Raw genomic sequence first — 13,250 nt, 5'->3', positions numbered from 1 at the left:
TAACAATGTCAGCACAGCCACCGGATCCACAGCAACGGCTTCCCGAGCGCACGCACGGCGTGCGTCAGGGGCTGCGTCTGGGTCGCGTCTTCGGGGTGGAGATCGCCCTGGACTGGAGCCTGCTGATCGTCGTTGCGCTGATCACGCTGGCGCTGGCCGGCGGTCTGCTGCCGGACTGGCATCCGGACTGGGGTCCCGGGCTTGTGCTGCTCACGGCGCTGGTCGCGGCGGTGCTGTTCGTGGCATCGATCCTGTTGCACGAGCTGGCCCATGCGGTGGTCGGCCGGCGCCTGGGGGTGCGGATCTCGCGCATCACCCTGTTCGTGTTCGGCGGCATGGCGCACATGGAGGGCGAGCCGGAACACTGGCGGGCGGAACTCTGGATGGCCCTGGCCGGCCCGGTGGCCAGCCTGCTGCTTGGACTGCTGTGCCTGTCGGCGGCAGGCTGGATCGCCGGCCCCATCGTGCTGGATCCGGAGCACCCCGCCGAGGGGCTGTCTCGGCTGGGGCCGCTGGCCACCATCCTGGTGTGGCTGGGTCCGATCAACATCATCCTCGGTCTGTTCAACCTGGTGCCGGGCTTTCCGCTGGACGGCGGGCGGGTGTTGCGCGCCCTGCTGTGGGGCCTGACCGGGGATCTCAATCGCTCCACCCTGCTGGCGGCCTCGGTGGGGCAGGCGTTCGGCTGGACGCTGATGGCGCTGGGGCTGGCAATGATCCTGGGGGCCCGTGTGCCCCTGTTCGGTAGCGGTCTCGTTGGCGGCCTGTGGCTGGCGCTGATCGGCTGGTTCCTGGCGAATGCCGCCCGGCAGAGTTACCAGTTCCGGCTGATCGAGGATCGTCTGGGGGCGCTGACGGTGCAACGCGTGATGCATCGGGACTATCGGGTGGCGGCACCGGATGCGACGGTGCAGACCCTGGTCGACGAGGGCTTCCTGACGCACAGCCAGCACGCCTACCCGGTGGTGGACGGGGAACAGCTGCGGGGAATGGTCAGTCTCGGGGACATTCGCCGGTTGCCGCGAGACCAATGGCCGTTGCAGCCGGTTGCCGCGGTCATGACGCCGCTGGAGCGGCTGCACGGCGTGGCGCCGTCGGCGCCTGCGACCCGGGCCCTGGCCGTGCTGGGGGAGCAGGGCGTGAACCAGCTGCCGGTGGTCGAGGCGGGTCGGCTGCTGGGCCTGGTGACCCGCGAGGATGTGCTCAAGTGGATGTTTCTCGGCACCGGCTCGCGCCTGGAGTCCTGATGCCCCTCAGCGGGTGGACGGGGGTTCCCCGCTGGCCGCTTCGATGAAGGCCCGGGTGCGGTCGCGCAGGTCGATCGCCGCCTTCCAGTCCCGGCCCCTGGGCTGCAGCGGCGGGCCGATGATCACCGAGGCGCGCCCCGGACGGGGAAAGAAACGGCTGCCGCACATCAGTTCCCGCGTGCCGCGGATGGCGACCGGCAGGACGGGCACGCCGGCATTGGCGGCGGCCAGGAACGCACCCATGCGAAACGGCAGCAGGCCGGGTTGTTCGCGGAAGGTGCCTTCCGGGAAAAAGCCCAGCACCCGGGTCTGCTGCAGGGCGGCCTCGAAGCGTCCGGCATCGGCAGCACTGCGCAGCAGGTCGAAGCGCTCGACGAACACCGTGCCCAGGCGTTGCAGGGGCAGCCGTAGCAGCGGCCGGGTCGCGAGTTCGCGCTTGGCGACGAAGGCGATGGGCTGTGCGAGCGCCTCCGCCAGCGCCATGGCGTCGAGATAGGACTGATGGTTGGCGGCGACGACGAAGCTGGCCCCGGGCGCCGGCAGGTGCGCGCGTCCGCTGACCTCAAGCGGTACCAGCGTCAGCGCCCGCAGCAGGCGGATGCCGGCCCGGATCAGCGCCCAGACCCAGGCCGGGCGGGGCAGCAGCAGGATGCCCAGCCAGACGCCGGGGGCCAGCAGCAGGAAGACGCCCCAGGCATAGCCGGCGTAGAGCCGGGACGGGAGGCCCCGGATCCATCCACCCGCGCGGGCAGCCAGGCCGGCCGCCGCCACCCGCAGGAATTGCCAGGCCGGCGGCGCCGGCGCGCTGGCCAGCTGACCGGCGAGCCAGCGTTCGCGGGTGCTGCCCCGCCGCAGCTTGCCGCTGGAGGTCTTGGGTATGGCGCGCGGCGGCGCCAGCACGATCTCGTCCGGCGGCAAGCCGAGGATGTCGGTGGCCCGTTCGCGCACGGTGTGCTGCAGGGTTTCGCGCCGGGCCGGTTCGCGTTCGCGGGTCTCGGCCACCAGTATCAGCCGCTCGCTGCCGTGGCGCGGATCGGTGGCGGCGAAGGCGACCACGCAGCCCTTGCGCACGCCGGGCAGGTTGCCCACGGCCTGCTCCAGCTCGTAGGGGTAGAGGTTGCGGCCGCCGCGGATGATCATGTCCTTGACCCGACCGGTCAGGTAGAGCTCTCCGTCGGCCAGATAGGCGCGGTCGCCGGTGTCGTGCCAGCCATCACGCAGCAGCTTTGACGTCGCCTCGGCGTTGCGGTAGTAGCCGCGCGTTGCCGAGGGCCCCTGGAACAGCAGCCGACCCTCGGTGCGTTCCGGCAGGGCGTGGCCGTGCTGGTCCACCACGCGCAGCCGGTAGCCGGGCAGCGGGCTGCCGCAACTGACCATCTGCATGGCGTCGGCGTCGTCGCAGGCCAGCGGACGCGCCCGCCCGGCCCGACCGAGGTGGTAGCGGTCGATGCAGTCGATGCGCGGCCCCCGTTGCGGCGGCGGAAAGGTCAGGCCGACTGCGGCCTCGGCCAGGCCATAGACCGGCGCCATGGCCTCTGCACGCAGGCCGCAGGCGGCGAAGCGGGTGGCGAAGCGCGCCAGGGTGTCGGCGCTGACCGGCTCGGCCCCGTTCAGTGCGCGGCGCCAGCAACTCAGGTCGAGCGCCGTCAGCTCGTCGTCGCGGATGCGTTTCAGGCAAAGCTCGTAGGCAAAGTTGGGGGCCGCCGACAGGGTGCCGCGGTGGTCATGAATGGCCTGCAGCCAGCGCCGGGGGCGGGCCAGGAAGGCCAGCGGCGACAGCGATACCAGTGGCACGCCGAAATACAGGCTGCCGAGCCAGGCGCCGATGAGCCCCATGTCGTGGTAGAGCGGGAGCCAGCTGACGAAGCAGTCGTCCGGGCGCACCGCCACCGCTGCCCCCATGGCGCGGATGTTCGCCAGCAGGTCCGCGTGGGACAGGATCACCCCCTTGGGCTGTCCGGTGCTGCCGGAGGTGTACTGCAGCAGCGCGACGGAATCGGCGCAGCTGCGGGCGCGGCCGGCAGCGGGGACCTGGCCGGAGTCGGGCCCGGCCGCCAGCGTCAGCACGGTGCGCAGCGAGGGTACCCAGGTGCGCAACAGCCGGGCCACGGTGCGGGCCTCAGGGACCGTGATCAGGATCTGTGCGCCGGCATTGTCGAGGATACCGGCATGACGACGCAGGTGGTCCTCCAGTTGTTCCGGACGGGCCGGCGGATAGATCGGCACCGGGATGCCGCCGGCGTGCAGGATGCCGAAGAAGCCGAAGAAATAGTCGCTGCCGGTGGGCAGCATCAGCGCCACGGCGCCGCCGCTGGTCAGGCCTGCGGCCTGCAGCTGCGCAGCCACGGCAGCGGCGCCCTGGGCGAGCCGGGCGTAACTGATGGGCCTGACGGCGTCATCGGACCCGTACAGCAGGATGTGGGTGCGCTCGGGGTGACGCTCGAGGTGCCAGTCGAGCACCTCCGGCAAGGTGGTGGCCTGGGCGAGCGTGCCCGCGTCGCTGTGTCGCACGCGATTCGGGGCGAGGTCAGGTGCGAAGCCTGAGGCGGCTGACGCCGACGCTGATTCCGCTGCGGCATCGGCTTGGATGCCGTCTTCGAGCCCGGCGCCGGCTTCCGCTTCGGCGATGCTGGTGGAATCGGCCGTTGGGCGGGCGAGCTCGGCCAGGGCCAGCAGGTCGCGTCCGGTGGCGGCGAGCACGGCCTCGTCCGGGAGCCGGACACCCAGGGCCTGCTCCAGCCGGGCGATCAGCTCCGTACGGCCCAGGCTGTCGAGGCCGAGGTCGGTCTCAAGCCGGGTATCCAGCGTGATGCGGTCCGGATCCAGCCCCAGGGCCGAGTCCTGCGCCAGCTCGCGCAGCACCGCCAGCAGGGGTTCTGCGACAGATCGGCGGGCGACGGTCAATACGGACTCCCGGAGGGGTCGCTTTCGGCCTGTTCCCCGGCCTGTTCCCCGGTTTGTCTCCGGGCATGTCCGGGCCGTTGGTACAGTGCCTCGATCACCGCGGCATAGTGCGTCTCGAGTTCAGCGCGTTTCAGTTTCAGCGTGGGTGTCAGCAGGCCGTTTTCTGTGCTCCAGGGGGTGCGCTCCAGATGCAGCGCGCGCACCTGCGCGTAGCCTGGAAAGTGGCGGAGGCAGTGATCGACACGCGTCCGGACGGCATTGATCACCGCCGGATGCTGCAGGGCGTCGGGGTCGTCGGCGTCGATCTCCTGTTGCGCGGCCTGTTGTGGCTCCCGCTGCGCCGCCGGTTGTGCCGACAGTTGCGCCGCCAGCGTCCTCCAGTGGCTGTCCGAGAGCACCAGCAGCGCACTCAGGAAGGGGCGCCCTTCGCCCACCACCATGGCCTGCTCGAACAGCGGGTCCATGGTCAGGGCCAGTTCCATGTCCGTGGGCGGCACCTTCTCGCCGGTGGAGGTCACCAGGATCTCCTTGAGCCGGCCGCGGACCTGCACATAGCCGTCGCGCAGGGCCACCTGGTCGCCGGTATGCAGCCAGCCGTCGGTGTCGATGGCCTCGGCCGTGGCCTGCGGCTGCCCCCAGTAGCCCTGCATGACGCCGGCGGAACGGACCAGCAGTTCGTTCTCTGCGGCGATCCGGATCTCGACGCCCGGCAGCGGCCGGCCAACCAGCCCGGGGATGCAGTCCGCCGGCTCGGTTGCGCTGACCACCGGGGCCGCCTCGGTGAGGCCGTAGCCCTCGGTCAGGGGCAATCCCAGACCGATGAACAGGCGCGCCACTGTCGGCGACAGGGGCGCGCCGCCGCTGACGGCCACCCGCAGGCGACCACCGAGGCGCCGCAGCACCGGGCGCGCCACCAGAGGACGCAACAGCGCCCAGAGCATACGGTCGGCGCGGCCGAGGGGGGCGGCGCGGCCCTGCTCCGCCTCGAAGCGTTGCCAGCCAAGGGCGACGGTCCGGTCGAACAGGCGACGCTTCAGGCCGCTGGTGCCCAGCCGGGCCTGCAGGGCCAGGTAGATCTTGTCGTAGATACGGGGCACCGACAGCATCACCGTGGGGCGCAGGTCGAGCAGGTCATCGCGCAGATCGGCGATGGAGCGTGCGTAGCTGACCCGGCAGCCGGCCATCATCGGCAGGTAATAGCCGACGGTGCGCTCGAAGGCATGGGCCAGGGGCAGGAATGACAGGAATTCGTCCGACGGCAATGCCGGGATGCGTTGCAACACCGCCTCGGCATTGCTGAGGATGTTCCGGTGGGACAGCATGACGCCCTTGGGCGGCCCGGTGGTGCCGGAGGTGTAGATCAGCGTGGCCAGCGCGTCCGGATCGTCGACGACGGGTTGGTTCGGGGTTGCCGCGCCCTGCGGCAACCAGTCGTCGAGGCGGCGCATCCGGTCATCGTTGTCGCCGGCGAGAACCTGTCGGCCCCCGTTTTTGCACCTGTTCCGGTACAGGATCCGGCGCAGCTGCGGAAGCGGCTGCCGATTCGGCGGCGGATCGGAAAGGGTGTCGGATTGGTTTTTCGGTGGCGCCTCGGGTGCCATGTCGGCCGATGCTTCGTCCAATGCCGCCACCGCCTGCCATTGGGCATCGCGATCGAACAGCACCAGACTGGCGCCGGAGTCCGTGAGGATATGCCGCAGGTTGCCGGGGCTGTCGGTGCTGTAGAGCGGCACCGTGACCAGCCCCAGGCCCTGCGCGGCCTGATCGAAGCACACCCAGTCGACGCCATTGGGCAGGCACAGGGCCACGCGCTCGCCGGGTCTCAGCCCTTCCGCAGCGAGGGCATGCCGCCAGCGCGCAACCCGCTCGGCGATCTCCTGCCAGCTGTAATCGCGCCAGGCGCCCCGATGGAACGCTCGGTAGGCGATCTGCTGCGGTGTCCGGGCCACCCGCTGGTGCAGCAGCCCGGGCAGGGTCCCCGCCTTGGTCGCGCCGATGACGTTCGCACCGATGACGGGCGCCTCCGCGTGGGACCCGGTCGAGGCGCGCTCGCCCGGTTGTTTGCGCGTAGTGTGCATCGCCCGCCCCGTAGACCGTGATGGAGAAAACGCCGATGAGTGGTTCACACCAACAGTATAGGTGCGATCGGCCCCTTGCACAGGATGCCGGCGCACGGCGGGGGCGGCCCCCGCACAGCCTGCGGCACCCCCGTCAAGGGAAGAGCAGACAGCCGGATGTCCCGATACGTCCTGCGTGCAGCCGCCATCGTGCATCCGGCAGACGCGCCAGCACCCCGCTCACCGGCAAAGTCGAAGATACAGGATCTAGCGTTGCTAGGCCCATGAAATGACAGTGATTGCCCTAGCATCCGATCGGCGTGGACTGGTCTCTTTAAGCTTCTGAGCAACAAGAAAATTCGTTCTCCGTGCGCCTTGACCGATGTCGGATCCTTTCCTAAGATGGAGCTTAGTGGGGGAAAGTGGGGAAAAATGGGGCGCCACGCCAAATGAGCGCAACCGCTGATTGCTCGGGAGGCGACCTTGTTCCGGGGAACGCACTACCTGAATCTCGACGTCAAGGGGCGCCTTGCCATACCGGCAGGTCAGCGCACCCTGCTGGCTGAGTATTGCGAGTCCCGGCTCATCGTCACTGCCGACCCGCAGCGTTGCCTCATCGTCTACCCGGAGCCGCACTTCGTCGAGGTGGAGCGCAAGCTGAGCGCAATGCCCGCCTTTGCCGAGGCCACCCGCGTCCTGCAGCGCATCATCATCGGTTACGCCACATCCGTGCAGCCGGATTCCCAGGGCCGGATCCTGCTGGCGCCCTCGCAACGGGACTTTGCCGGCTTGAACAAGCAGGTTGCGCTGGTGGGGGTCGGCAACCGCTACGAACTGTGGGACGAGGCCTGCTGGCGTGAAAAGCTGGGCGAGGCGGAGGCATTCGATCTGAAGAGCCTGGCGGAGGATCCCGCCATGGCGGGCTTCTCGCTCTAGAGCGACCAGTACAACAACACCGAACGGCGGTAAAAGGGATAAAAAGCGAACGCTATGGATCAGCGCGAACACATTCCAGTCCTGTTGGGGGAAAGCATGCAGGCGTTGGGGATCATTGCAGATGGCATCTACGTCGACGGCACCTTTGGCCGCGGCGGCCATGCGCGGGCGATCCTCGAGCGCCTGGGGTCCGACGGCCGCCTGCTGGCCTGCGATCGCGATCCGGATGCGGTCGCCGAGGGCCGGCGCCTTGCGGAGGCCGATCCGCGCCTGCGCATCTTCCAGGCGCCGTTCTCCCACCTGCCGGAGTTGGCCCGGGCAGAAGGTCTGGCGGGTCGCATCAACGGACTGCTGCTGGATCTGGGTGTTTCCTCTCCGCAACTAGACCGGGCCGAGCGGGGGTTCAGCTTTAGCGCCGATGGTCCGCTGGACATGCGCATGGATCCGCAGTCCGGCGAAAGCGCGGCGCAGTGGCTCGCCCGAGCAAGCGAAGGCGACATCGCCCGGGTGTTGCAGGACTTCGGCGAAGAGCGCTTTGCCCGACGCATCGCTCGTGCCATTTGCGAGACTCGCCAGGCCCAGCCCATCGCGACCACCGGCGCACTGGCGCGTCTGTGCGAGCGCGCTGTGCCCACGCGCGAGCCCGGCAAGCATCCGGCGACCCGCACCTTCCAGGCCCTGCGCATCCAGGTCAATGGCGAACTCGATCAGCTGCATGACCTGCTGGGGCGCGTCTGCGAGTTGCTCGCCGTCGGCGGGCGCCTGGTGGTCATCAGTTTCCATTCGCTGGAGGACCGCATCGTCAAGCGCTTCATCCGCGACGAGTCCCGCGGCAGGCCCCTGCCCAAGGGACTGCCGGTGCGCGACGCACAGATCCTGCGGCGGCTGCGGCCGGTGGTGGGGCCGGTGCGTGCCTCTGCGGCCGAGGTCGACGCCAATCCGCGGGCGCGAAGCGCCGTATTGCGGGCGGCGGAGCGCCTTGGAGGAGCCGGCTCGTGAGCAGTCCCGGCAACCGGCGCATGCCCAGACGGCGCTTGCGGGGCGCCGGCGCGTCCCTGACCCGGGCGCGGGTGCTGGGCCTGCTGACGCTGGGGCTGGCGGTGATTGGCTCGGCGATGGCGGTGGTGCATGTCAAGTATCTGACACGGGGCGAATTCGGTGTGCTGCAACAGGTGCGCGCCGAGCGTGACGCGTTGGATGTGGAATGGGGGCGTCTGCAGATCGAAGAGGCGGCGCTGACGTCGCACACGCGTATAGAAGACAACGCCCGGACCAAGCTGGACATGTACCTGCCCGGCAGCGGCGAGGTCCGCGTGGTGGAGGTCCGGGCGTCAGGATCAGAACAAGGCTGGGGGCAAAGCGATGTTCGGTAAGCACGGGACGAGTCGTGAGCGCATGAAGGAGCGTCTGCGTCGAGCCGACGAGGCAGAACGCCGGCCACCGAACTTCGCCGCCCGACGGGCGGCCTTGGGGCTGATGCTCGGGGCGGCATTCCTGTCCGTGGTGGGTGCCTCCTTCTATCGGCAGGTGCTGGAGCACGAGTTCCTGAAGAATGAGGGTGAAAAGCGGTTCCTGCGGGAGCGCGAGATCGCCGCCCGTCGGGGCATGGTGACAGACCGCAATGGCGAACCGCTGGCCATCAGCACCTCGATGTCGACGGTGTGGGCGGATCCCCAGCGGCTCGCCGGGCACATGGAGGCGGTGCCGTCCCTGGCCGCGGCGCTGGAGGTGCCGCCGGAGTCCCTGCAGGCCCGCCTGGACACCTACATCCGCGACGACAAGCGGTTCATGTTCCTGCGACGGCGGGTGGAGCCGCAGTCCGCCGACGCTGTGGCCGCGGTGATTGACCAGTACGGCCTCTCCGGCATCGACATGGACACCGAGTATCGCCGCTTCTATCCCGGCGGCGAGATGTTCGGCCAGGTGGTGGGCTTTACCAATGTGGACGACGCCGGACAGGAAGGTATCGAACTCGTCTACAACGACTGGCTCAATGCCACCCCGGGCAAGCGGCGAGTGATCCAGGACGGTCGCGGCCGTGTGCTGGAAGAGGTGGAGCAGATCCGGCCGCCGACGCATGGCCGGGACCTGGCGCTGAGTCTGGATCGCCGGCTGCAGTTCCTGGCCTACCGGGAACTGAAGCGCGCCGTCGCGGAACATCGGGCGGTCTCCGGCTCAGCCGTACTGATGGACGCCCACAGCGGCGAGGTGCTGGCCATGGTCAACCAGCCCTCGTTCAACCCGAACGCGGGCCGCACCGAGCCGGTCGAGGCGCGGCGCAACCGGGCGCTGACGGATGTCTTCGAACCCGGCTCCACCATCAAGCCGCTGGTGCTGGCCGCCGCCCTGGAGTCCGGGCGAATCCATCCGAACACCCCGGTGGACACCTCGCCGGGCTTTCTCACCGTCGGTCGGAACCGGGTGCGGGACATCCGCAACTTCGGCCGGCTGACGGCAACCGGTGTCATCACCAAGTCCAGCAACGTCGGCGTGGTCAAGATCGCCCAGCAGATGGAGCCGGCGCTGCTCTGGAAGACCCTGCAGCAGGCGGGTTTCGGGCGCCCGACGGCGGTGCAGTTCCCGGGTGAGCGCAGCGGCTACCTGCCTCACTACGACGGCTGGTCTCAATTCGAACACGCCACGGTGGCCTTCGGCTACGGCCTCAACGTGACCACGCTGCAGCTGGCCCAGGCCTATGCCGTGCTGGCCAACGACGGCCTGCTGCGACCGGCCAGCCTGCTGCGGGTCGACACGGTGCCGGCCGGGCAGCGCGTCTTCTCGGCGCAGACCGCGCACCAGGTCCGGCGCATGATGGAAACCGTGGTGTCCAACACCGGGACCGCCCGCCGGGCCGCTGTGGCCGGCTATCGCGTCGCCGGCAAGACCGGGACCTCAAAGAAGGCCACCGGTCAGGGCTATGTGCAGGGGAAATATCAGTCGGTGTTTGCCGGGCTGGCACCGGTGGATCAGCCGCGCTTCGTCATGGTCGTGATGATCGACGAGCCCCGCGGCAAGGACTACTACGGCGGAATCGTGGCCGCGCCGACCTTCGCCACGGTGATGCAGGCGGCCTTGCGTCTGTACAACGTGCCGCCGGATGACCCCGCCGGCAAGCTGTTGCTGGCATCGGCCCACGGACGGGCCGAGCAATGACGGTAGCCGCGGTGGATTGTCGCGGTCTGGGCGCGTCTGGCAGCTGGAGTCTGTCGGCCCTGCTGCACGGCTTCGTGGCCGCGTCGGTCGATCCCGATCTGCGCGTCGAGCGCCTGACCATGGACAGCCGCTCGACCGGTCCGGGTGCCCTGTTCCTGGCCTGTCGCGGCACCGCCGGGCACGGACTGGATTATGCGCAAAAGGCCGCCGACAATGGCTGCACGGCCATTGTCGCCGAGCCTGACGCGGCCTGGGACCGGCCGGCGATCGAGCGACTGTCCACGCGACTGGGCCTGCCGGTGGTGCCGCTGGCGAATCTGTCCCGTCGTGCCGCGGAGATCGCCGCGCGTTTCCACTTCGAGCCGAGCCGAGCGCTGCAGGTGATCGGCATCACCGGCACCAACGGCAAGACCAGCGTCAGTCACTTCATCGCGGCCGCCCTCGCGTCGGACCAGCGCTGCGGCATCATCGGCACCCTGGGCAACGGCTTTCCCGGTGAGCTCTCTGCCACCGGCATGACCACCCCGGACCCCATCACCGTGCAGGCGGCACTGGCCGACCTGCTCAAGCGCGGCGCAGGAACGGTCGCCATGGAGGTGTCGTCCCATGCGCTGGACCAGGGGCGCGTTGACGCCGTGCACTTCAGCCATGCCGTGTTCACCAACCTGAGCCGCGATCACCTGGACTACCACGGCGACATGGCGTCCTATGCCGCCGCCAAGGGTCGACTGTTCCGGATGCCCGGTCTGCAGTGGGCGGTGATAAATCAGGACGACGCCGTCGGCCGGACGCTGCTGGCGGTGTTGCCGCCGACGGTGCAGCGCGCTGCCTTCAGCGTCGAGGCCGGTGCAGGATTTGCGTCGGAGACCAGGCTCTGGGTGCGTGCCAGCGCCATCGAACCCCTACCGCGCGGGCTGCGCATCGGCGTGCAGACCAGCCTCGGCGACGGTGAACTTACCGTGGGGCTGATCGGTCGCTTCAATGTCGCGAACCTGCTGGCTGTGCTGGCGGTGCTGCTGACCATGGGCATGGATCTGACTTCGGCGCTGAAACGGCTCGCCGGTCTGCACGGGGTACCGGGCCGGATGGAGTGCTTTGGCGGCGACTCCGGTCCCCTGGTGGTGGTGGACTATGCGCATACGCCGGAGGCCCTGGAGAAGGCCATCGGTGACCTGCGCCGGCATTGCTCGGGCAAGCTGTGCACGGTCTTCGGCTGCGGCGGAGAGCGCGACCGCGGCAAGCGTCCGCTCATGGGCGAGATCGCCGAGCGACTGAGCGACAGTGTCATCGTGACCGATGACAATCCCCGCAATGAGGACGGTGACGCCATCTGCGCCGAGATCCTTGCCGGCATGCACGCACCGGAGGCGGTGCTGGTGCGGCGACAACGGGCCCTGGCGATTCGTCGGGCCATCGCGCTGGCTGGCCGTGCCGACGCTGTGCTGGTCGCCGGCAAGGGCCATGAGACGGTGCAGGACATGGGTGCACTGAAGATCCGCTTCAGCGACCGCGCCCAGGTGGTCCAGGCCCTGGCCGAGCGGGAGGGGCGGCGGACATGATGCTGTCGCTTAGCGAGTCGGCCGCCATGATCGGGGGAAGGCTGACCGGCCATGATGCCGTCTACGACGGTGTGGTCACGGACAGCCGTGGTGACTGTCGGGGCCAGTTGTTCGTGGCGCTTCGGGGGGAGCGCCACGATGGCCACGACCACGTCGCCAGAGCTCAGGAGAACGGCGCCGTGGCGGCACTGGTGGAGCATCCGCTGCAAAGCGACCTGCCGCAGTGCGTGGTGCAGGATACGCGGCGTGGGTTGGGACGGCTGGCCGCAGGCTGGCGTGAGCGGATTCCGGCTCGAGTGGTGGCCATCACCGGCAGCAACGGCAAGACGACGGTGAAGGAGATGGTCGCGGCGATCCTGTCGCGGATCGGCCGCACTCGCGCTACCCGAGGCAACCTGAACAACGACATCGGCATGCCGCTGACCCTGCTGTCGGCGCGCGACGAGGATTATCTGGTGCTCGAGATGGGCGCCAACCACCCCGGTGAGATCGGCTATCTGTCGGCGATCGCGCAGCCGGACGCGGCCCTGATCACCAATGCCGGCCGTGCCCATCTGGAGGGCTTCGGCAGCGTCGAGGGGGTGGCCCGGGCCAAGGGCGAGATCGCCAGCGGCCTGCGCCCCGACGGCACCTTCGTCTTCCCCGCCGATGCACCCTGGACGGCGCTCTGGCTCGCCCTGGCCGACGGCCGCAGCAGCCTGACCTTCGGCGGCGGAACCGATGCGCGCATCCGCGCCGATGCGGACAGCGTCCGCACTCAGTGGGACGACGACGGTTTCCGCACCCGCTTCCAGGCCGATATCGACGACGAGGTGGTCGCTGTCGACCTGGCCCTGGCCGGCAGGCACAACGTGCGCAATGCGCTGGGGGCGATGGCGGTGGCGCGTGCCCTGGGCATCCCGAGTCGCGCCATGCAGGAGGGGCTCGCCAGTCTGCGCCCGGTGTCGCGCCGATTGCAGCCACGCCAGTGTCAGACGCCCGCCGGCACCCGGCTACGGATCATCGACGACAGCTATAACGCCAACCCGGACTCCCTGGGGGCGGCCATCGACGTGCTCACGGACCTGTGCCGCTCGTCCACCGCGCCGAACGCCCGTGGCCTGCTGGCGATGGGCGACTTCGGCGAACTGGGGCCGGACAGCGAGGCCCTGCATCGCGACATGGGGGCGGCCGCGCGCGCCGCCGGCGTCGATGCCCTGTTCGCCGTCGGCGCACTGGCTGCGGCGGCTGCCGCCGGCTTCGGTGACGGCGGCCGGGCATTTCAGGACCAGGCGGCGCTGGTGACGGCGCTGCGGGCTGCCGCAGGACCGGAGGATGTGCTGCTGGTGAAGGGGTCGCGGGCCTCGGGCATGGACCGCGTCACCGATGCCCTGTGCGAGCGCGAGACAGGCTGA

At 69.6% G+C, this 13,250-nt stretch carries 9 protein-coding genes; 7 read left to right on the top strand and 2 right to left on the bottom strand.

Annotated features, from left to right (window positions below; all coding sequences use genetic code 11):
• The first annotated feature begins 5 nt into the window (after positions 1-5).
• Positions 6-1,247: a site-2 protease family protein gene (locus F2Q65_RS04460; protein ID WP_246155967.1), complete on the top strand. Its 1,242-nt coding sequence runs from the start codon at positions 6-8 to the stop codon at positions 1,245-1,247.
• 6 nt (positions 1,248-1,253) lie between these two features.
• Here F2Q65_RS04460 and F2Q65_RS04455 read toward each other — a convergent pair whose 3' ends face one another.
• Together F2Q65_RS04455 and F2Q65_RS04450 are read right to left on the bottom strand one after the other, a co-directional pair.
• Positions 1,254-4,151 carry an AMP-binding protein gene (locus F2Q65_RS04455; RefSeq protein WP_150090849.1) on the bottom strand — a complete coding sequence of 966 codons (2,898 nt, stop codon included), beginning with the start codon at positions 4,149-4,151 and terminating at the stop codon, positions 1,254-1,256.
• A complete protein-coding gene (locus F2Q65_RS04450) occupies positions 4,148-6,229 on the bottom strand; it encodes an AMP-dependent synthetase/ligase (RefSeq protein ID WP_150090847.1) in 2,082 nt (693 codons plus the stop codon). Before F2Q65_RS04450 ends, F2Q65_RS04455 begins: the two co-directional genes overlap by 4 nt.
• A 462-nt stretch (positions 6,230-6,691) precedes the next feature.
• Here F2Q65_RS04450 and mraZ point away from each other — a divergent pair, with 462 nt between their 5' ends.
• The 6 genes from mraZ to F2Q65_RS04420 are packed head-to-tail and all read left to right on the top strand — an operon-like array spanning position 6,692 to position 13,250.
• Positions 6,692-7,144, top strand: a complete 453-nt coding sequence (gene mraZ / locus F2Q65_RS04445; protein ID WP_150090845.1) for a division/cell wall cluster transcriptional repressor MraZ — start codon at positions 6,692-6,694, stop codon at positions 7,142-7,144.
• Between the two features lie 54 nt (positions 7,145-7,198).
• Positions 7,199-8,143 carry a 16S rRNA (cytosine(1402)-N(4))-methyltransferase RsmH gene (gene rsmH / locus F2Q65_RS04440; protein ID WP_150090843.1) on the top strand — a complete coding sequence of 315 codons (945 nt, stop codon included), beginning with the start codon at positions 7,199-7,201 and terminating at the stop codon, positions 8,141-8,143.
• The gene (gene ftsL / locus F2Q65_RS04435) at positions 8,140-8,517 is read left to right on the top strand and encodes a cell division protein FtsL (protein WP_342782215.1); all 378 of its coding nucleotides are present in this window, start codon (positions 8,140-8,142) and stop codon (positions 8,515-8,517) included. Before rsmH ends, ftsL begins: the two co-directional genes overlap by 4 nt.
• 22 nt (positions 8,518-8,539) lie before the next feature.
• Positions 8,540-10,297 carry a peptidoglycan D,D-transpeptidase FtsI family protein gene (locus F2Q65_RS04430; protein ID WP_150090841.1) on the top strand — a complete coding sequence of 586 codons (1,758 nt, stop codon included), beginning with the start codon at positions 8,540-8,542 and terminating at the stop codon, positions 10,295-10,297.
• Positions 10,294-11,856 (top strand): UDP-N-acetylmuramoyl-L-alanyl-D-glutamate--2,6-diaminopimelate ligase, encoded by a 1,563-nt coding sequence (locus tag F2Q65_RS04425; protein WP_150090839.1) that lies wholly within the window; start codon positions 10,294-10,296, stop codon positions 11,854-11,856. The genes F2Q65_RS04430 and F2Q65_RS04425 overlap by 4 nt, the downstream gene beginning before the upstream one ends.
• Complete coding sequence (locus F2Q65_RS04420) at positions 11,856-13,250, top strand: UDP-N-acetylmuramoyl-tripeptide--D-alanyl-D-alanine ligase (protein ID WP_150091082.1); 1,395 nt, start codon at positions 11,856-11,858, stop codon at positions 13,248-13,250. Before F2Q65_RS04425 ends, F2Q65_RS04420 begins: the two co-directional genes overlap by 1 nt.

The organism is Thiohalocapsa marina (assembly GCF_008632335.1).
Lineage (GTDB): Bacteria > Pseudomonadota > Gammaproteobacteria > Chromatiales > Chromatiaceae > Thiohalocapsa > Thiohalocapsa marina.
Note: the sequence above shows the minus strand (reverse complement) of the source record. Positions and strands in the feature narration are given on the sequence as shown.